At 34.9% G+C, this 18,400-nt stretch carries 18 protein-coding genes; 7 read left to right on the top strand and 11 right to left on the bottom strand.

Annotation, left to right across the window (positions count from 1 at the left end; translation table 11 throughout):
• Window positions 1–454: 454 nt before the first annotated feature.
• Window positions 455–874 (bottom strand): hypothetical protein, encoded by a 420-nt coding sequence (locus A9G17_RS06500; protein WP_065738017.1) that lies wholly within the window; start codon window positions 872–874, stop codon window positions 455–457.
• Window positions 861–1,697, bottom strand: coding sequence for a PAAR domain-containing protein (locus tag A9G17_RS06495; protein WP_065738016.1), 837 nt, complete (start codon window positions 1,695–1,697; stop codon window positions 861–863). The genes A9G17_RS06500 and A9G17_RS06495 overlap by 14 nt, the downstream gene beginning before the upstream one ends.
• A 329-nt stretch (window positions 1,698–2,026) precedes the next feature.
• Here A9G17_RS06495 and A9G17_RS06490 point away from each other — a divergent pair, with 329 nt between their 5' ends.
• Window positions 2,027–2,731 carry a hypothetical protein gene (locus A9G17_RS06490; protein ID WP_065738015.1) on the top strand — a complete coding sequence of 235 codons (705 nt, stop codon included), beginning with the start codon at window positions 2,027–2,029 and terminating at the stop codon, window positions 2,729–2,731.
• A gap of 236 nt (window positions 2,732–2,967) precedes the next feature.
• Here A9G17_RS06490 and treC read toward each other — a convergent pair whose 3' ends face one another.
• The 3 genes from treC to treR all read right to left on the bottom strand — a co-directional run bounded on the left by treC (window position 2,968) and on the right by treR (window position 7,283).
• Window positions 2,968–4,641 (bottom strand): alpha,alpha-phosphotrehalase, encoded by a 1,674-nt coding sequence (gene treC, locus A9G17_RS06485; RefSeq protein WP_065738014.1) that lies wholly within the window; start codon window positions 4,639–4,641, stop codon window positions 2,968–2,970.
• Window positions 4,642–4,716: 75 nt separating this feature from the next.
• Window positions 4,717–6,144, bottom strand: coding sequence for a PTS trehalose transporter subunit IIBC (gene treB, locus A9G17_RS06480; protein WP_065738013.1), 1,428 nt, complete (start codon window positions 6,142–6,144; stop codon window positions 4,717–4,719).
• Between the two features lie 170 nt (window positions 6,145–6,314).
• Window positions 6,315–7,283, bottom strand: a complete 969-nt coding sequence (treR, locus tag A9G17_RS06475) for a trehalose operon repressor TreR (protein WP_065738012.1) — start codon at window positions 7,281–7,283, stop codon at window positions 6,315–6,317.
• A 629-nt stretch (window positions 7,284–7,912) separates the two neighbouring features.
• Between treR and A9G17_RS06470 the strand changes: the two genes are divergently transcribed.
• Complete coding sequence (locus A9G17_RS06470) at window positions 7,913–8,119, top strand: hypothetical protein (protein WP_065738011.1); 207 nt, start codon at window positions 7,913–7,915, stop codon at window positions 8,117–8,119.
• A 45-nt stretch (window positions 8,120–8,164) separates the two neighbouring features.
• Here the strand turns inward: A9G17_RS06470 and A9G17_RS06465 are convergent, their stop codons facing one another.
• Window positions 8,165–8,509, bottom strand: a complete 345-nt coding sequence (locus tag A9G17_RS06465) for a winged helix-turn-helix transcriptional regulator (RefSeq protein ID WP_065738010.1) — start codon at window positions 8,507–8,509, stop codon at window positions 8,165–8,167.
• Between the two features lie 189 nt (window positions 8,510–8,698).
• Between A9G17_RS06465 and A9G17_RS06460 the strand changes: the two genes are divergently transcribed.
• The 3 genes from A9G17_RS06460 (at window position 8,699) to A9G17_RS06450 (ending at window position 12,476) form a co-directional block, all read left to right on the top strand.
• Complete coding sequence (locus A9G17_RS06460; RefSeq protein WP_065738009.1) at window positions 8,699–9,334, top strand: NAD(P)-dependent oxidoreductase; 636 nt, start codon at window positions 8,699–8,701, stop codon at window positions 9,332–9,334.
• Between the two features lie 346 nt (window positions 9,335–9,680).
• Window positions 9,681–11,048: an allantoinase AllB gene (gene allB, locus A9G17_RS06455; protein WP_065738008.1), complete on the top strand. Its 1,368-nt coding sequence runs from the start codon at window positions 9,681–9,683 to the stop codon at window positions 11,046–11,048.
• 45 nt (window positions 11,049–11,093) lie between these two features.
• On the top strand, window positions 11,094–12,476 hold the full coding sequence (locus A9G17_RS06450) for an NCS1 family transporter (RefSeq protein ID WP_065738007.1): 1,383 nt from the start codon (window positions 11,094–11,096) through the stop codon (window positions 12,474–12,476).
• A gap of 50 nt (window positions 12,477–12,526) precedes the next feature.
• Here the strand turns inward: A9G17_RS06450 and flhA are convergent, their stop codons facing one another.
• The 5 genes from flhA to flgA form a co-directional block, all read right to left on the bottom strand.
• Entirely contained in the window at window positions 12,527–14,617 is a 2,091-nt protein-coding gene (flhA, locus tag A9G17_RS06445) for a flagellar biosynthesis protein FlhA (RefSeq protein WP_065738006.1), read from the bottom strand.
• A gap of 17 nt (window positions 14,618–14,634) precedes the next feature.
• Window positions 14,635–15,765: a flagellar biosynthesis protein FlhB gene (gene flhB / locus A9G17_RS06440; protein ID WP_065738005.1), complete on the bottom strand. Its 1,131-nt coding sequence runs from the start codon at window positions 15,763–15,765 to the stop codon at window positions 14,635–14,637.
• Between the two features lie 151 nt (window positions 15,766–15,916).
• Window positions 15,917–16,351, bottom strand: coding sequence for a flagella synthesis protein FlgN (locus A9G17_RS06435; protein ID WP_065738004.1), 435 nt, complete (start codon window positions 16,349–16,351; stop codon window positions 15,917–15,919).
• 22 nt (window positions 16,352–16,373) lie between these two features.
• Window positions 16,374–16,673 (bottom strand): flagellar biosynthesis anti-sigma factor FlgM, encoded by a 300-nt coding sequence (flgM, locus tag A9G17_RS06430; protein ID WP_065738003.1) that lies wholly within the window; start codon window positions 16,671–16,673, stop codon window positions 16,374–16,376.
• A 79-nt stretch (window positions 16,674–16,752) separates the two neighbouring features.
• Entirely contained in the window at window positions 16,753–17,400 is a 648-nt protein-coding gene (gene flgA / locus A9G17_RS06425) for a flagellar basal body P-ring formation chaperone FlgA (protein WP_176714258.1), read from the bottom strand.
• Window positions 17,401–17,566: 166 nt separating this feature from the next.
• Here flgA and flgB point away from each other — a divergent pair, with 166 nt between their 5' ends.
• Together flgB and flgC are read left to right on the top strand one after the other, a co-directional pair.
• Window positions 17,567–17,977, top strand: coding sequence for a flagellar basal body rod protein FlgB (gene flgB / locus A9G17_RS06420; protein ID WP_065738001.1), 411 nt, complete (start codon window positions 17,567–17,569; stop codon window positions 17,975–17,977).
• A 2-nt stretch (window positions 17,978–17,979) separates the two neighbouring features.
• On the top strand, window positions 17,980–18,387 hold the full coding sequence (gene flgC, locus A9G17_RS06415) for a flagellar basal body rod protein FlgC (protein ID WP_141677569.1): 408 nt from the start codon (window positions 17,980–17,982) through the stop codon (window positions 18,385–18,387).
• Window positions 18,388–18,400 lie beyond the last annotated feature (13 nt).

Below are 18,400 nucleotides of genomic sequence, written 5' to 3'. Positions count from 1 at the left end.
AGCAAATCTAAACGTTTCTATTTTTAGCCATTTTTTCAATACACCGAAACGAGTAATGGCAACATAATAAAGTTACTGGATAGATAATAAAATTGAGGGTCATAAGTGAAGTTATAAACAAATATGGTAAAAAAACCTTAATATTTAGAGCCAATCCTTGATAAATACCTAAAATAAAATGTGCAACTATCCATGAGATAAAAGTAACTACAATCCCAATAATTACGCCGATACTTATCAATCCAAAAGGTTTTTTTATTTTATTTAATATCCAGATTGAAATAAGAATAAGGCAGAAATAACACACACCATAAAATACTAAATAATATAATTCTGGCGTGCTGTATTTTCTGATAAATAATCGATAACACCACGAGTAACTCAGTAATCCTCCGATAAGATTAAACAAAACTATAATAAATAGATTAATGGTTTTCATTGATTAATTTTTCCCTTAAGTCTTTTTAACTGTTTTTTCAATCCATAAAAACGAGTAATGACAACATAATAAAATTACTGGATAGATAATAAAATTGAGGGTCATAAGTGATGGCATAAATAAATCATAGAGATCGAATTCTAAATATTGATCCGCATTAACAAATAAAATGAACGGATTAACAATCCATGAAATAAAACTAATTAAGATAGCGATGAGAACACCTGAAATCAATAATATGACAGGACGATTAACTTTATTTAATATAAAAAATGCAATTAGTATAAAACTGAAATAACACATTTCATAAAATATTAAATATAGCCATTCTGGCGTGCTGTATTTTCTGATAAATAATCGATAACACCAAGAGTAACTCAATAAACCTCCGATAAGATTAAACAACACTATAATAAATAGATTAATGGTTTTCATTGGATAATCCTTTTTTATCTTCAATTTCTTTAACCGCATCTTCTAAAGAGCCAGGAAAAAGATAAAGCTCTTCTAATCCATATTCAACTAATACCGATGAAACAGCTGATGCACAATATGGGAGAATTCCAGTCGCATAATCTCCATTAATTACTCGTTGTTCAATATTAATGGCTTGCTGACGTGTTAAAGTGATTTTTGTCAGATTAACATAATCACCATCTACTTCATGAAATTTTTTGTATTCTTCTATGGAAAAAGGAAAGTCACCATCATCGTAAAAAGCTTCAGCTTGTCCTCGATATTGCCGCATATAACCACCATTAGGATCGAAGATTAATGGATATTTATCTTCCTCATTAAAATTAATATATAAGGCAGAATGGTCACCAAATCCAAATTTAGCATCCCTTACAGTAAATAAGTACGCTTCTATCTCTTGTTGTCCATCTTTTGTTACATCATTATTTAAATTTTCGTTTATATTCTTTTGAATAATAGAGGTATTGATGATAGAAGTTAAACTGTTATTTTCTTTCTCCACACCTACAAAAATGGTACTTTCCAACGCGATAATTTTATTACAGCCTATTGGGGAACATTTGCATGCAACGATACAACCGTCATAAGCTGCTGGCTTTCCTGCAACGATAAAATTGTAAGTCCCTTCTATAATTTTTCCTGTACTTTGGCATCTAGGACATGAAGAATAATCGCCAATGCAAGCTATACTTTGATTTGCATTAAAACTGTCCCCAGAGCCTGAAATAATTCTGCCTCCAGTGGTGGTCATATCACCAATAATCGCTATTTGCTTACTCATCACTACGCCATTGTTGCTTTTTTGAACTACTTTATTATAATTATATGAAACAGATATAGAAAAACAAACTTAAATTTGTGAAAATTTATTAATAAAATAAGAAAGTTATATTTGATAGTGATTTGATATTTATTTCATATAGCTAGGCTTTTTTCATAATAATTGTTACTTGAGAGAAATGGTTAAATGGTTATAATTTAATTCTATTACTTTAAGGATGGTAAATTAACTCATAAATTTTAGTATTAAAAATTTTAACTATTAATTTTTTAGATTATATTATTTATTAAAACTATACAGGACTTTGTACGGTTATAAGGAGAGTAACGATGTATCGAGAAATTTTACCTGTTAAGCAGCATTCTGCTGCTAATCGATTCTTGAGACAGTTACCAGAATTAGTTGCAAGTAGTCCGTTATGCCAACGTCTTAAGCCTTTTTCGTTGTTTATTGACATTGCACCATGGTCGTTAATTGCTCAACCCCATAGTTTGATTGCTAATGAGCTCGGTCTTTCGCCCCGAGCCGTACTTAGGCGAGATAATGTGATTAGACAATTGCTCGCATTACATGAACCATCCCTTTATCAAACAATACTTAATCTTGAAAATACGGTACCTAAAGAAGTGAGCCGACAAGCTGAGGCCTTTAAGTCATGGCTCTCGGATCTACTTAATACCTCTGTTATGCCTTGCGCCCATTGTACATCGATGAGCACGGTTCGTATTGGTCATCGCCTTAATTTTCGTTGTCGATCATGTCGACGTACGTTTAATCCATTAAAAGCACATCATCTTAATAAGTTATCACATTGTCATTTATGGTTACCTTGCATTGATCTATTGCTGGAAGGTGAATCTTGCAAAACGATTCATCAGAAGTTGGGTATTAGTGTTGATACCGCAGCTAAGTGGCAACTCTATTTTATTTGGTTAATGGCACATCAAGGGTTTGCAGCATTGGCAAACTACTGCCAAGCCAAACGTCGCCAACGTTACCGTCAAACATGGTTAGAAGTAAAAACCGGCGGATAGTATTTTAGCCTACATAGGATTAATGATTCATACTGCTTGTAAAAAATATTCAGGAGTCTATACCGTTTCATTGTGAATTCTATTCTAAATTTTACTTTTTAGAGTGTTTACAGTGTGGGTAAAGATGTGAACTGATTTTTATCAGTTGGATGTTGGCAAAATAATGATATTAAAAAGCGTGATCTTTTGTCGATCACGCTTTTATAAATATCTATTGTTAAAAATTAGATGATTGGTTAATCATTCCTTATTAATAGATACATCGCTTCATAAGGCCTTAATGTTATTTCAGATGCAAGTGTGGTTTTATTTGCATAATTACTTAACAGTGGTTGCCATTTAAGTGCCAGTAACTCTTTTGGCAATGGCCATTTAACCTGTTTATCCGTCAAATTCACTATTACCAATAATTTCTGATTATTCCAGCTACGCACATAGCACCAATAATCGGTAATATTTGCGGTCAAATTTTGGTAATCACCAAAAATAAATATAGGGTGTTCTTGGCGCAATTTAATTAATGCTTGGTAGCAATAAAAGATAGAATCGGGATCTTCAAGTGCGGCTTTGACATTGATTTGTTGATAATTACTTGCCACTTCGATCCATGGTTGACCCTTAGTGAAACCGGCATTTAAGCTATTATCCCACTGCATTGGCGTTCGGCTGTTGTCGCGTGATTTGCTCGCTAATATTGCTAAAATTTCTGCTTCATCCATACCTTCGGCTATTTTTTCGTGGTAGATATTTAGACTTTCAACATCACGATATTGATCAATATTATTAAAATGCGGATTGGTCATGCCGATCTCTTCACCTTGATAAAGATACGGCGTACCTTGTAATCCGTATAGTAACATGGCAAGCATTTTGGCAGATTCTCTGTGATATTGGCTTTCATTGCCTAAACGCGACACAATTCGCGGTTGGTCGTGATTACACCAGAAAATGGCATTCCAAGCTTTATCATGCATCCCTTTTTGCCACTCGCCCATAATATTTTTTAACTCGAGCAGATCAGGTTTGGCTAATCCCCATTTATAACCATTTGGATAATCGACTTTTAAATGGTGAAAATTAAATGTCATGGTTAGCTCTTTTCCGTCTAAAGAGGCATATTTTAAGCAGTTTTCTAATGTAGTCGAAGACATTTCACCCACGGTTTTAAGGTCATTAGGTTGAAAGGCATCACGGCTCATTTCTTGTAAGAATTCGTGAATTTTAGGCCCATCAGTGTAGAAACAGCGACCATCTCCGTTTTTATCATCGGCAAAATCTTGCTGTTTGGAGACTAAATTAATCACATCTAGCCTTAAGGCATCCACGCCTTTATCTGACCAAAACTGACACACTTTTTTAATTTCAAAGCGAACTTGAGGATTTTCCCAATTAAGGTCAGCCTGCTCTTTGGCAAATAAGTGTAAGTAATATTGCCCTGATTGTTCATGCCATTGCCACGCTTTACCGCCAAATTTGGAGCGCCAGTTATTGGGTTCACTGCCGTCGGCTTTAGCATCTTTCCAGATATAAAATGAGCGATAAGGGCTGGATTTATCTAAGGCTGATTTAAACCATGGATGCTCGGTCGAGGTATGGTTAAACACCATATCCATCATAATGCGGATCCCACGTTCATGCGCCTGTTTGACTAATAACTCAAAATCCGCCATTGAGCCATAAGCTGGATCAATATCGTAATAATCGGCAACATCATAGCCATTATCAATTTGTGGTGATGGATAAATTGGCGTTAACCAAATTGCGCTAATGCCGAGTTTTTTTAGATAATCTAATCGGCTAATTATGCCTAGTAGATCGCCTGTGGCACTGTCCTGGCTGGCTTGAAAACTTTTTGGGTAGATTTGGTAAATGGTGCCGTTTTGCCACCAAGGGATATCAATTTTATTCATTGTCTGCTCTTCATGGTTAATTTAAGATTTTATTTAACCGTTCTGTTGTAAAAACGGTTAATATTTAATGTGTAATTACCGAATATCTAACGTGCCTTTTTTGAGTTTTATTTTATAAACAGTTGCCGTTAACAAGATTGGAACGACAATCGCTACAAGCATTGCTAAGGCATAAATTGACCAATATATCGGTTTTATTGATAAAATACCCGGTAAGCCACCGACACCGATACCATTAGATAACACCCCGAATAAACCACAAATCAATCCGGATAAAGCCGCGCCAATCATGGCACATAGCATCGGGAATTTATAGCGTAAGTTAATACCATACATTGCAGGTTCAGTTACCCCTAAATAAGCGGAAATCGCCGCTGGAACCGAAACTTCACGTTCGTTATGTTTTTTACTCACTAAAATAATACCTACTACGGCCGATGCTTGAGCAATATTGGATAAGGCGATAATTGGCCAAATCGGAGTTCCGCCAATACTTTCAGTCATCTGCATATCAATAGCTAACGTGGTATGGTGAATGCCTGTGATTACGAGAGGCGAATAGAAGAATCCAAAAATAGCTGAGCCAATGAAAGCATAATCACCCGTCATTAAATATTTAACGATGTAGGCAATACCATTACCTAACATGCGACCGAAAGGACCTAACAAGAAATGAGCTAAAAAGACAGAAAGCAGTAATGCAACAATTGGTACAATCACTAACGTTAAATAATCAGGCACAATTTTGCGTAAACGGGTTTCAATCCAGCCTAATGCTAAACCAGCAAAAATAGATGGGATCACTTGCGCTTGATAACCAACCTTTTCGATGCTAAACCAACCAAAATCCCAGACTTCAGGTATTTTGCTACCAAGATCATAAGCATTCATCAGTTGTGGTGAAACTAATGTGATGCCTAATACAATTCCTAAAATTGGTGAGCCGCCCATCTTTTTCACCGTAGACCAGCAAATTGCTACCGGTAAGAAGTGGAAAATAGCTTCACAAGGTAGCCAAAGAATATTATAGATAGGCACCAACCAAGCATAAGTTTGAATTAGGGGTTTATCATCAATGGTTGGCATTTCACCAATAATGTTACGCAATCCAAGCAATAAACCACCCGCAATTAAAGCGGGTAAAAGTGGCACAAATATTTCAGCAAGATTAGAAATAAATCTTTCAAAGAGAGACATATTCTTTTTAGCTGCCGCTTTTGTTTGTTCTTTGCTTGCTTCATCTAAATTTAATTGTTGAATTAACGATTTATAATAACTATCAACATTGGTACCAATAATGACTTGAAATTGCCCAGCATTGTTAAAACAACCTTTCACAAACGGGAGTTCTTCAATGGCATCCACATTCGCTGCTTTGGGATCGACCAAAGCAAACCGTAATCGTGTTAAACAGTGGGTAACACTGGCAACATTTTCTTTTCCACCCACTAAATCGATCAGTCTGGTTATCGCTTCGGTTAGGTTTTTTGAATCTTTAGCCATAAAAGTCTCCTTGTTATTAGAACATTAGCTTTTGCTCTATCAATAGTTTGGCTATTTTTTAATATCTATTAAGCATAAATTGAATTTAATGAATAATAAATGGGAACGTTCCCTATTTGTGATTGAACTCACAAATTTTTATTTAAACTAAAGACTTTTAATGAATTATTTTATTCTTGAAAAATTAATCTGGATGGCACGGTTATGGTTTTAGCTAATGCACTATTTTGTAACATACAGAGTAATTCTTTAGCTGCATAGGTTCCAGCTTTATCAAAACCAAGCTCAACCGTCAGCGTATTAGGAAAAAGAAAATCAAGAAGCTCACTATTGCCAATGCTTGCCACAGTAATATGTTCTAATCGATTCTGGTGTAAATATTTGTTCAAGCCCAATGCAATGGCATCAGTGGCACAAATTATGGCTGTAGGTGCGTGTGATAAAATTGATTGTGCGAGTTCATAACCAGAACGATAACTTAAATTGCCTAAATAGGCATTTGGGCTGATTTGATTTTGCTGGCAATAATCCATATAAGCTTGATAACGTAGTGCACCGGTTGTTTGGTCATGTTGCTCAATACCAATAAAACCGATTTTTTGATGGTGCTTTGATTGGTGTAAATATTCAAGTAACGTTGTGACTGCTCCAATATCATCATAGCAAACACAGGTAAAATCAGGATACGATCTTGCCATTATGACACTTTTACTTTTCCAAAATGATAATAATGAAGGCTCAAGCCCGGTAAAAGCAAAAATAATTACGCCATCTGCTTGCTTCTCTTTTAACATGATTAAATGTTCTTCAACTTTATCAACGCTGAATTGACTTTCAATGATAATAGGATCGTAGCCAGACTGGTATAAGATAGGTAACATTGTGCGGACAGCTTGATTTTCTGACATCGAATCAAGGCGAGTAACAACAATGCCTATCACTTTGTTTCCATAACCTCGCATTGCTCTTGCCGACTTAGATGGCGTAAATTGATACTGCTCAACGATGGCCATTACTTTATTTCGGGTGGTCTCTTTAACCATAGGATCATGATTAATAACCCGTGAAACAGTTGACTTGCTCACGCCACTCAATTTGGCAATATCTTTAATGGTTAAATGGTTAGAAAACTCATTCATAATCACATCATTATACGAAAATCAATTAAATCATAGTAATATAGATTGAAGAAAATAGCGATATTGACGTCTATTAAGTGTTTGCAAAAACGACTTCATCCCTCATACAGAAAACAAGAATAATATATTGTTTTATATCATTTTTAATTAAAGCACTCAATGTGGTTTTTAACAATATATTTAATTATTACATTAGAATTTTTCATACTAAAATTAATTATTCTCTTGATAGCTATCATTTAAAAAATTAGATTTGCTCAATGAATCATTATTGATCAACGTTATTTACGTTATTAAAAGTAAAAAAAAGCAAAGGCCATTTTTATTTCTAGCTAGCATGCTGTTTACCTTGAATTTATCGACATCAGTGTTAGCTATGGAAAAAGATCACACCATAGAATCTCAATTTGAAAATACTTGATTATCTTTAGCCGATGCTATTAAGGGTAGAGAGCCATAGCCAGAGATAGAGATAGTACAAAAGCTTAAACTGCATGATATTACTGTCAAAAATTTAGATGAAGATGGGCTTATTTATTTAGATAATTACTTTACACAACCAGTCAAAATCATGAATTAAATATTGGGGAAATGGTGGCTCACTCTTTTTAGCTATAGTTAAAGGTAATATGGATGAATTTACCAAATCTATCGATACCAAAATTATTCCAAATAATTTAAAAGACACCCTAATTGGTGAGTATTATAAAGATGCCACATTGCCAACGATAGAAGACCCTTTTCCAAATACAATAATTTTTGGTCATGATAAAAATCAAATGCCAGAGTTAAACCCAGATGAGTTTTATTTTGGCCATCAACTATTTGATGGCTAAGTATATTTATTTGAAAAGGGTAAATATACCCTTTTCTGATTTAGATTAAGCTATGCTAGTTCTAGCACTATATTTTAATTTATAGAAACTTCCCCAATCTAACATCGCATCATGTACTTGCTTAAGGCTCTCTCCAACCTCCGTTAAGGTATATTCCACTTTAGGTGGCACTTGGGGATACACTTTGCGGGTGATTAAGCCATTTTTTTCCATAATGCGTAAATGTGAAGTGAGGACTTTTTGTGATATACCATTTAGTGATTTTTTTAATTCACCAAAGCGTTTTGTGCCAGTCAGTAAATCTCGAACAATTAGGACTTTCCATTTGTCACCCATTAACATTAATGTCGTTTCAACTGGGCAAGGTGGTAATTTTTCATTTAATGACATTACTAATAATTCCTTTAAATTCAATAATAGTATCTTAATGGATACTATGTTACACAGTGGTACCTACTTTACAATAGATACTTTGAATATTAATCTAAAAACATTCACTAAGCAAAAGACTTTTTTGTTTATAAGACAATATTAGAATCAAATTGAATTTTAGCTTAAACAATATGACAGGAGTAAATAATGAAAATAGCTGTAATTGGTGCAAATGGTAAATCAGGTTCATTGATCGTTAAAGAAGCGCTTAGCCGTGGTCATGCAGTCACTGCAATTGTTCGTAAAGCCGATGCTAAAGTCGATCCTAAAGCTGATGTGTTGGTTAAAGATCTGTTTGATTTAACCTATGATGATTTAAAACCTTTTGATGTTATTGTTGATGCTTTTGCCGCTTGGACACCTGAATCACTACCTTTACATCAAACGAGCTTAAAACATCTTACTGATATTTTAAGTGGTAAACCTAACCGTTTATTAGTTGTCGGTGGTGCAGGTAGTTTATATGTTAATCCAGAACTTTCTGTTCGTTTAGTTGATACTCCAGAATTCCCTGAAGAGTTTAAACCGTTAGCAACTAATATGGCGAAAGCGTTAGATGAACTTAAAAAATGTGACAATGTTAACTGGACATACTTAAGCCCAGCGATTGAATTTGTTGCTGATGGTTCAAGAACGGGTCATTATACCGCTGGTGGTGAGCAGTTTATGGTTAACAGTCAAGGTAAGAGCCAAATTAGCTATGCTGATTATGCCATCGCTATGGTTGATGAAGCTGAAAATGCTAAACATGTTAAACAACGTTTTACGGTTGTTGCTGAATAATTTATTTATTAAGCCTTACATTAAGATAGTCTATAGTCAAATCGCTATGTTATATGTAAGGCGATTAATTTAATCCGCAAATATCAAAAATTTTTGATGACTTTTATCCATTCTGAATCTAATATCAAATCTAATTCTAATAACCAAAAATGTAGCAAAAAGAATTGTAGATACTTGTCGTTGGATCATTTTAGTGCATCACTAATCGAAATTATCAAACCATCATCGTGATGCTTAATACTTGATTCATTGGCATGCTAATTGCATTTAGATTCTTATTAATTTTTCAAAATTGTATTAATTGTACTGTTTCTGATTTGTTGTTATTTAATTTGGGAAAACTGTTATGCAATACGATGTAATCATAAAAAATGGAATTGTCATTCTCGAATCTGGTGAAACACATACCGACATTGCCATAAAAAATGGCAAAATTGCTGCTATTGGCCCTGATTTGGGGCAAGCCGATCAAACTATTGATGCTCAAGGTTTAATTGTTAGTCCTGGCATGGTTGATGTTCATGTGCATATTAGTGAACCTGGTGGTGTTCGTCATGAATGGGAAGGCTATGTCACAGGGACTAAAGCATGTGCAAAAGGAGGTGTTACTACCTTTGTTGAAATGCCACTTAATCAACTTCCTGCTACGACGAGCGGTGAAACACTTCGTCAAAAATATGCTGCAGGGAACGGAAAACTTTATGTCGATGTTGCTTCTTATGGTGGCCTAGTTCCTTACAACTTAACCAATAATGGTATTGCAGAACAAGTTGAAGAAGGCGTCGCTGCCTTTAAATGCTTTATGGCGACCTGTGGCGATCCAAATCTTGACGGCGATTTTGCTAATGTAAATGATTATGCATTGTGGGAAGGGATGCGTCAAATTGCTAAGACAGGTAAAGTGTTAGCCATCCATGCAGAAAATGCAGCTATTACAGATATATTAGGGCAACAAGCCAAAGCACGAGGGGAAAGCAAATTATCACAATATGTAGCAACTCGTCCGGTATTTACTGAAGTCGAAGCCATTCGCCGAGCCATCTTTTTTGCTAAGCAAACGGGCTGCCCGATTCACATTTGCCATGTGGCTTGCCCCGAAGGGGTTGAGGAAGTGATCAAAGCTCGTCAAGAAGGTGTGAATGTGACGTGTGAAACGTGTATCCATTATCTCTATTTTACTACCGATCAGTTAGACGCGATTGGGCCCATTGCGAAATGTTCACCGCCAATCCGCGATCAGCAAGCTCAAGACGGATTATGGAAATACCTTTTTGCTGGACACATTATTACCGCCGTATCCGATCATTCACCTTGTACTTATGACTTAAAAAATAAAACCAATGCGTTTGATGCTTGGGGCGGAATTTCTGGTGTTCAAAATAATGTGGATATCTTTTTTGATGAAGCGGTACAAAAACGTGGGATGTCATTAAAGCAATTTGCTGATATCATCGCCAAAAATCCAGCCGAACGATACAATTTACCCACTAAGGGATCAATTCAAATTGGTAAAGATGCCGATCTCATCTTTATAAAACCTCATTCACACTATGTATTAAAAGAACAAGATCTTGAATATCGGAATAAATTTAGTCCTTATGTGGGTAGGAAAATTGGTGCACAAGTCATTCAAACATTGTTACGTGGAAAGACCATTTATCAGATTGATTCTGGTATTGATTTAACACCGAGAGGTACATTTATTCGCCGCTAATCATAAAAACATAATAAAAAAATCAGGAAATTAAGGGATAGAATTATGAAAAATCACACAAAGCAGTCATCATCTGACTCACTAACCATTGACAGATCATTACTACCTAAAGACAACAGAGATCGAACCATGAATTGTTTTACCTATGCGTTTATGTGGATCGGTGATGGTATGAATTTGGGTAATATGACTTTAGGTGCAAGTTTGGTCGTTGCGGGCGTTGCTAAGATGAATATTTTTCAAACTTTCGCTGCAACGTTCATAGCAATATTAATTATTACCACAATTTTTGTCTTTAATGATCGGTTAGGGTATCGCACTGGAATTCCTTATGTTGTGCAACTGCGAATGTCATTTGGAATAAAAGGAGCCATTATCTCATCGTTGCTACGTGGTATTCCTGCTATTGTCTGGTATGGCTTTCAAAGCTGGATTGGTGCAACAGCGCTTAATGAAATTATTAAAATATTGTCTAATGGTGAATTTAATCAGGTATTTATCTGTTTTCTTATTTTGCAGTTTTTCCAAATCGCCCTCTCGCTCTATGGATTCCATGCCATAAAGTGGGTTGAAACCTTAATTTCAGTGGTTATTATTTGTGCATTAATTTATGTCTTTATTATATTACTCAATAATCATCAAGCTATTATTATAGATAAATGGGTAAAACCTGAAGGAACTTGGGGACTGCCTTTTTATGGCTTTATTATGATGTTTTTAGGTAACTATGCAGCGATTTTTCTTAGTGCGGCTGATTATTCTAGAGAACTTAAATCAGGCTTTAGCAATCGTAAAAGAGGATTACTCTATTTTCTACCGATTTTTATTGCTTATGGATTTATTATTACTATTGGGGTGATGTTGGCGTCTGTCACAGGTAACTCCAATCCAGTGAAAGCCTTTGCAATTGTGGTCGATAACGCCTATATCACTCTGATCGTATCAACTTTTATTGTGTTAGGTACCATTGCGGTAAATATTGTCGCTAACATTATTCCTCCAGCCTATGTGATTACTCTGCTAACTAAAGCCAATTATAAATTAGCGGTAACAATTACGGGGTTATTAGCTATTGCTTCTTTCCCTTGGATTTTAGTGCAAGATACATCAGCACAAGGATTAGGATTATTTATTCTAATTTATTCCGCATTTTTGGGTCCCATTGTTGCAATACTATTGGTGGAATATTATTTATTACGTCATCAACAAATTAATATAAATGCCTTATACGATAATAAAGGTCAGTTTGCAGGTTATAACCCTGCTGCTATTTTAGCGATGCTGATTGGTTCTGCAGCGGCATTTTATGAAGTGAGTTTATCGTGGGTTGTCGGTTTTTTTGTTGGTGGAATAAGTTATATCTTATTAACCAAATACGCGTTTAAGCAATCTCTTTTCAAAAAAGGGACAATCTTTGAAAAGAGATAGAGAGTTTAAAATGGCAAGCAAAACTGATCTTTAAATGTCCTATTTTTATATTACGTTTCGCTTCCAATTTGACAGGTTACTTTGATCTCTCGATTATTCGGAATTTCTAAATTTGACAATACCACTAATTGAGGAAAATTAGGTCTTAAAAATTGTGCAAGCATTGCTCGTAATGAGTGATTAACCAATAAAACAGGCGGAGCACCAATTGCTTCTTGTTGATGAAGGGCTTGTTGTAGTTGTTGAATGATATGTTCTGCTAACCCAGGCTCGAAGTTACTGGTATTTTGTAGCGTTTGCAATAACAATCGTTCTAAATTGACATTTAAACAGATTACATTGATTTGCTCACTATCAGAAAACCATTGTTGTGTGATGACACGTCCTAAAGCAATTCTGATCATGCTAAGTAATTGGTAAGCATCATTCTGAGTGGGTGCATGTTCACAAATGGTTTCTATAATAGTGCGCATATCACGAATAGAGACTTTTTCAGCAATCAAATTTTGCAATATTTTATGAAACGTTGTTAAGGTTATAACGCCAGGAATAAAATCTTCAACAAGTTTCGGTACTTCTTGCTTAATTCGATCGAGTAGTTCTTGAGTTTCTAATCGACCAAGTAAATCACTCGCAAATTGTTGTAACAAGTGATTAAAGTGCGTTGCAATCATGGTACTGGTATCAACAACGGTATAACCTAATATTTGCGCATTTTCTTTATCGTTTTTATCGATCCAAACAGCAGGCAATCCAAAAGCAGGTTCGGTAGTTGGTGTGCCTTTAATGGTTTCAGTTACATTACCGGGATTAATGGCTAACCATTTGTTATTAACAATTTCACCTTTCCCAATCTCACCGCCTTTGATAAAGATTTTATATTGATAGGGCGCTAATGAAAGATTATCGCGAATATGCACTTGAGGCGGTAAAAAGCCGAGTGTTTGAGCAAATTTTTTGCGTAAACTACGAATTTTACCCAATAATTCGCCGTTCTGTGTTTGATCGACCATTGGGATAAGTCCATATCCGACTTCCATAGCTAAAATATCTTCAATATTTACATCTGACCATGTTGCTTCTAAATTTGCTGGTGCAGTTGCGGGGACCTCTGTGGCTTTTGTGGTGTTTTGCGGTTCAGCACTTTTATGTTTGTTTAGCCACCATGCCAGTACGGTTAAAAAACCTGTGAACATTAAAAATACAATATTGGGCATGCCTGGAATCAATCCAAGTAAACCAATTACAACCGCTGTTAAAATTAACACCTTAGGGCTATTAAATAGCTGGTTAAGCATTTGCTCACTGATGCTATCTTGTGAGCTGACTCGAGTAACAATAACACCTGCTGCGGTTGAAATAATTAATGATGGGATCTGTGCAACTAAGCCATCACCAATTGTTAATAACACATAAGTATGGCTTGCATCAGCAAAGGTCATGCCATGTTGCATAACACCTACTAATAAGCCACCAATAATGGTAATTGCCATAATGAGCAAACCCGCAATAGCATCACCGCGAACAAATTTACTGGCACCATCCATTGAGCCGTAAAAATCGGCTTCTTGGGTCACTTCTGCTCTTCGTGCTTTAGCTTCATCTTCACCGATTAACCCAGCATTAAGATCCGCATCAATGGCCATTTGTTTACCCGGCATACCATCTAATGCAAAGCGAGCGCCCACTTCAGCAATTCGCCCTGCACCTTTGGTAATAACCATGAAGTTAATGATGACCAGAATAATAAAGACCACGATACCAATTGCAAAATTTCCGCCAACTAAAAAATGACCGAACGCTTCAATCACTCGTCCTGCGGCATCACTACCCGTATGACCTTTTAATAATACTACTCGTGTCGAGGCAACATTAAGCGATAAGCGCAATAAAGTGGCAAATAATAAAACCGTTGGAAATGCCGCAAAATCAAGCACTCTTTTAGTGAATAAAGCTACAATTAAAATAATAATGGATAAGGCAATATTAAATGTAAAAAAGAGATCTAAAATAAACGCTGGCAAAGGTAATACCATCATCGACAGAATCAATAATATAAGTATTGGTCCTGCTAAAATTTGATATTGACCGTTTTTTAAATTATTAAATGATAATAACGTTTGTAGCTTTGATTTAATCATAAAATTAGTAATTACTGTTATTTATTTTCGGATAGCGATTCAGGTACAGGTAAATTATTCGGCGCTAATGGCTTATCACCACCATATTTATGCCAACGTTTTAACTGATATACCCAAGCTAAAATTTGTGCGACAGCGGTATAGAGCTCGGTTGGAATCGTTTCGCCAATTTCACCATGATGATATAAAGCACGAGCTAATGGCGGTGCTTCTAATAAAGGAATATTATGTTCGCTTGCTATTTCTTTAATACGTTGAGCAATTTTGTCCGTACCTTTCGCCAATAATTTTGGTGCTGCCATGATTTTTTCATCATATTGCAGGGCAACAGCGTAATGGGTTGGATTAGTTACGATAACATTGGCTTTTGTGACATCTTTCATCATTCGACGTCTGGCTATCGCTTGTTGCATTTGTCGAATGCGTCCTTTTATTTGCGGATCACCTTCTTGTTCTTTAAACTCATCTTTTATCTCCTGTTTGGACATTTTTAATTTTTTTAAATTACTCCAAATTTGATAAAAAATATCAAATCCCACCATTGGTATTAAAGATAATACACTTAATATTCCACAAATAATGATTAACTGTATTGCATTGGTTAATGCATGATGTAAATACATATTGGGCAAAGAAAGTATATTTGGAAAATAATGTAACAAAAATAGGGCAACTGTTGTTGCAATCAATATAACTTTAAGTACGCTTTTAAGTAGTTCCGAAAAAATTCTAATACTAAATAGCCGACCAAACCCAGCAATAGGGTTGAGTTTTGAAAAATTTGGTTTAATTGATTGCAGGCTAAAAAGTAACCCCCCGATAGCAAGGGGAGCAAATATGGCTGTAATAACCAATCCTATAAGAATTGGCACAATAGACCAAATACCCGCTGTGACCAAATTAACTAAATATAAAGTAGTTAATGAGTCATCTTTTGGTGAGTGTGATACTTTGATCGCCATTTTTATAATGGTGATCAATTGATTAATGGTATAAGGTCCCATTACTAAAAGTAGTGAAATACCTATTAACAGAATAAACAGCGAAGTTAATTCTCGAGATCGTGGTATTTGCCCCTTTTCCTTAGCCTTTTTTATTTTGCTATCCGTGGGTTGTTCGCTTTTATCTTGATCACTATCATTAGCCATGGCGAAAATAAAATTATACTGTTAAACGCGTTTTTTAATGTTAACAGTATGAACTTTTTACTAAAGAATTATTGCTTTGAAAAGGCGATGATTTATGGGGTATTTATCTCGTTTAATGGTTTTTAATATCAATAGTTTGTTTCTTATAATTTTAAACTTTCGCCCTTTTGGATGAAATAACTTCGGTTTGCTGATAGCCATTATTTGTGTAAACAGCTGGATTATTTAAATTTTTAAGATAATTGATTGATTGTTCTGTCATGTTCATTCGATTTTCAATAATCAAACCATTATCACGATTAATGTTTGCCAATAACTTGGTGGTATCGGTAATTGATTGCCATTGAGCAGCAACCGTTGGATTTTCACTATAAGGTGGTTGCATATTCAGTTTTTGGCTTAATTTAACTCGTTTTTCATCCAATAATTTTAACTCAATAAGTAACTGACTTTTTCTATCGATAATATCAGGTAATTGATTGATTAACTTATTATCAATCAGTATTTGTTGCTCTGTTTGCAGAATTTCAGAGAGAGTTTGTAACATTTCTGTTACGTTATTTAAAATATTCTCTAATTCTAACATGTTTATATTCCTTAAATTTTCATTAGCTTTCAATGTTTTGTAGCATTTGCTTAATAAGTTCTTTAGCAATTTTTTGTGAATCAATCACTAATGAACCATCGGCAATGGCTTGTTTTATTTTTTCTATTTTTTTTACGTCAATATCATTGTTAGTTGTGCGTAATAGTGTCACTGCATTTTGTGATAGGTTCACATTAGCACTTACTTTGGTATCATTTTGGGCTGGTATTACCGTTGTCTGATTTTTTTGTTGCTCAGTAATTGCATCACGACTAATAAGTCCTGATATGGCGGTAATAGATTTTGTTGCATCAATGCTCATAAAGTACCTTTAATCATATTTACGTTTTTATGTAATTTGTTTAGTCCTATTATCGGCAATAATAGAAAAATCATTAATATTATTTGTTGAAAATTATTACACCTTGGTTTGTTAATATTCCCTCAATAATATTACCGGAATCAAGTTTAACACTGATTTTATCGTCTAATATGGCATTATTGAGTGCTTTACCATTTGTCGTTACTTGGTAATCTTCGCCATCAATAATAACCTTAACCATTTGACCAACTTTAACCAACCAATTTTTTTGGAGTATTGCCGTTTTTATGGTTTCATTCTGATTAATATTGCGTGAAGCAATATGATTGATGGCATCGGATTTATTCAAAATCACTGAAGAGGGAAGTTTATCTAACCAACCAAATTTTAAATCTAGCAAATCTTCAGTGATAACTGAGCCTGCTGTGATGGGTTGTTTGGCGATAAGATAATGTCCGCTAACGGCAACATAAATTTGCATAAACCTTTTTTTATTATCACATTGCACACTGATGGTCATATTGCCCCATGGCTTATTTTTATTGAGTAAAGATAAGGTGGGGGTGTCACAACTTAATTTAGGAATATCATTGGTATAGCCAATAGTTATCGCTTCTGGTTTATGGCTAAATTGCTGCGCGATGAGATCTTTAACCTGTTTGCTAAGCGGGTTAGCTAACACGATATGGCAGCTAAATAGTATAAACATACCGATTATTAATTTCACGATTGTAATCATTCTTATTTTTTCTAAATTATTTATTAAGTAAATTCTACTTTATGCATTAAAAGTCTGAATGTTGAAATAAGGACAATTTTAACCGTTATTTGTAGGATGATTTTTTTTAGCTTCACTTAAAATCTTTTTTATCAAAAAAAATTAGGGTGATTTTATGTTTGATAAATTGGATAACTGGGTTCATTTTCACAGTCAGGCACTCAATGTGCGTGAAACGCGGCAAAATATATTAGCGGCCAATATAGCTAATAGTGATACACCTAATTATCAAGCTCGAGATATTGATTTTAAAGTGGAATTAAATAAAGCCTTAAAAAATCAAAGTAATGCTAATAATATCGCACTTCGTACTACCTCTAATCATCATATTCAAGTGTCAAATCCAATGACTATAAATCAAAATCTACTGTATCGAATACCCTATCAAGTTTCAGCGGATGGTAACACTGTAGAGATGGATCAAGAGCGTACAGCGTTTATAGATAATAGTATTCACTATCAAAGTAACCTTACTTTTTTAAGTGAACAATTTAAAAATGTGATGTCAGTATTACAGCAAGGATAATTGTGATGAGTTTTTCTATTTTTACCATTTCCGGTTCAGCACTAATGGCTCAGACTCAACGTATGAATGTCAGTGCTAGCAATTTAGCCAATGCAGATAGTATTACGAGTACTTCAGGTCAAGCTTATCGAGCTAAACAAGTGATTTTTCAAGTTGATGATAAAGGTTACCAAAATAGCATAGCCGGCGTAAAGGTATCACAGGTGATTGAAGATCCCGCACCAATGAATTTAGTTTATGAACCAAATCATCCTTTAGCAGACGAGAAAGGTTACATTCAAAAACCAAATGTTGATGTAGTGGCAGAAATGGTTAATACCATATCAGCATCTCGTAGCTATCAAGCAAATGTAGAAGTGATTAATACAGCAAAAAGTTTAATGCTAAAAACCCTTACTTTAGGGCAATAGAGGAATGTAATTC

Source organism: Gilliamella sp. wkB7 (genome assembly GCF_001693435.1).
In the GTDB taxonomy this organism is placed as follows: Bacteria; Pseudomonadota; Gammaproteobacteria; order Enterobacterales; family Orbaceae; genus Gilliamella; species Gilliamella apicola_N.
The sequence above is the reverse complement of the archived record's forward strand: the minus strand, read 5'-3'. Positions and strand labels throughout refer to the sequence as shown.

Coding starts and splice junctions, on each gene's coding strand:
- A9G17_RS06500 (WP_065738017.1), bottom strand. CDS start 874: ATGAAAACCATTAATCTATTTATTATAGTGTTGTTTAATCTTATCGGA.
- A9G17_RS06495 (WP_065738016.1), bottom strand. CDS start 1,697: ATGAGTAAGCAAATAGCGATTATTGGTGATATGACCACCACTGGAGGC.
- A9G17_RS06490 (WP_065738015.1), top strand. CDS start 2,027: ATGTATCGAGAAATTTTACCTGTTAAGCAGCATTCTGCTGCTAATCGA.
- treC (WP_065738014.1), bottom strand. CDS start 4,641: ATGAATAAAATTGATATCCCTTGGTGGCAAAACGGCACCATTTACCAA.
- treB (WP_065738013.1), bottom strand. CDS start 6,144: ATGGCTAAAGATTCAAAAAACCTAACCGAAGCGATAACCAGACTGATC.
- treR (WP_065738012.1), bottom strand. CDS start 7,283: ATGAATGAGTTTTCTAACCATTTAACCATTAAAGATATTGCCAAATTG.
- A9G17_RS06470 (WP_065738011.1), top strand. CDS start 7,913: ATGGATGAATTTACCAAATCTATCGATACCAAAATTATTCCAAATAAT.
- A9G17_RS06465 (WP_065738010.1), bottom strand. CDS start 8,509: ATGTCATTAAATGAAAAATTACCACCTTGCCCAGTTGAAACGACATTA.
- A9G17_RS06460 (WP_065738009.1), top strand. CDS start 8,699: ATGAAAATAGCTGTAATTGGTGCAAATGGTAAATCAGGTTCATTGATC.
- allB (WP_065738008.1), top strand. CDS start 9,681: ATGCAATACGATGTAATCATAAAAAATGGAATTGTCATTCTCGAATCT.
- A9G17_RS06450 (WP_065738007.1), top strand. CDS start 11,094: ATGAAAAATCACACAAAGCAGTCATCATCTGACTCACTAACCATTGAC.
- flhA (WP_065738006.1), bottom strand. CDS start 14,617: ATGATTAAATCAAAGCTACAAACGTTATTATCATTTAATAATTTAAAA.
- flhB (WP_065738005.1), bottom strand. CDS start 15,765: ATGGCTAATGATAGTGATCAAGATAAAAGCGAACAACCCACGGATAGC.
- A9G17_RS06435 (WP_065738004.1), bottom strand. CDS start 16,351: ATGTTAGAATTAGAGAATATTTTAAATAACGTAACAGAAATGTTACAA.
- flgM (WP_065738003.1), bottom strand. CDS start 16,673: ATGAGCATTGATGCAACAAAATCTATTACCGCCATATCAGGACTTATT.
- flgB (WP_065738001.1), top strand. CDS start 17,567: ATGTTTGATAAATTGGATAACTGGGTTCATTTTCACAGTCAGGCACTC.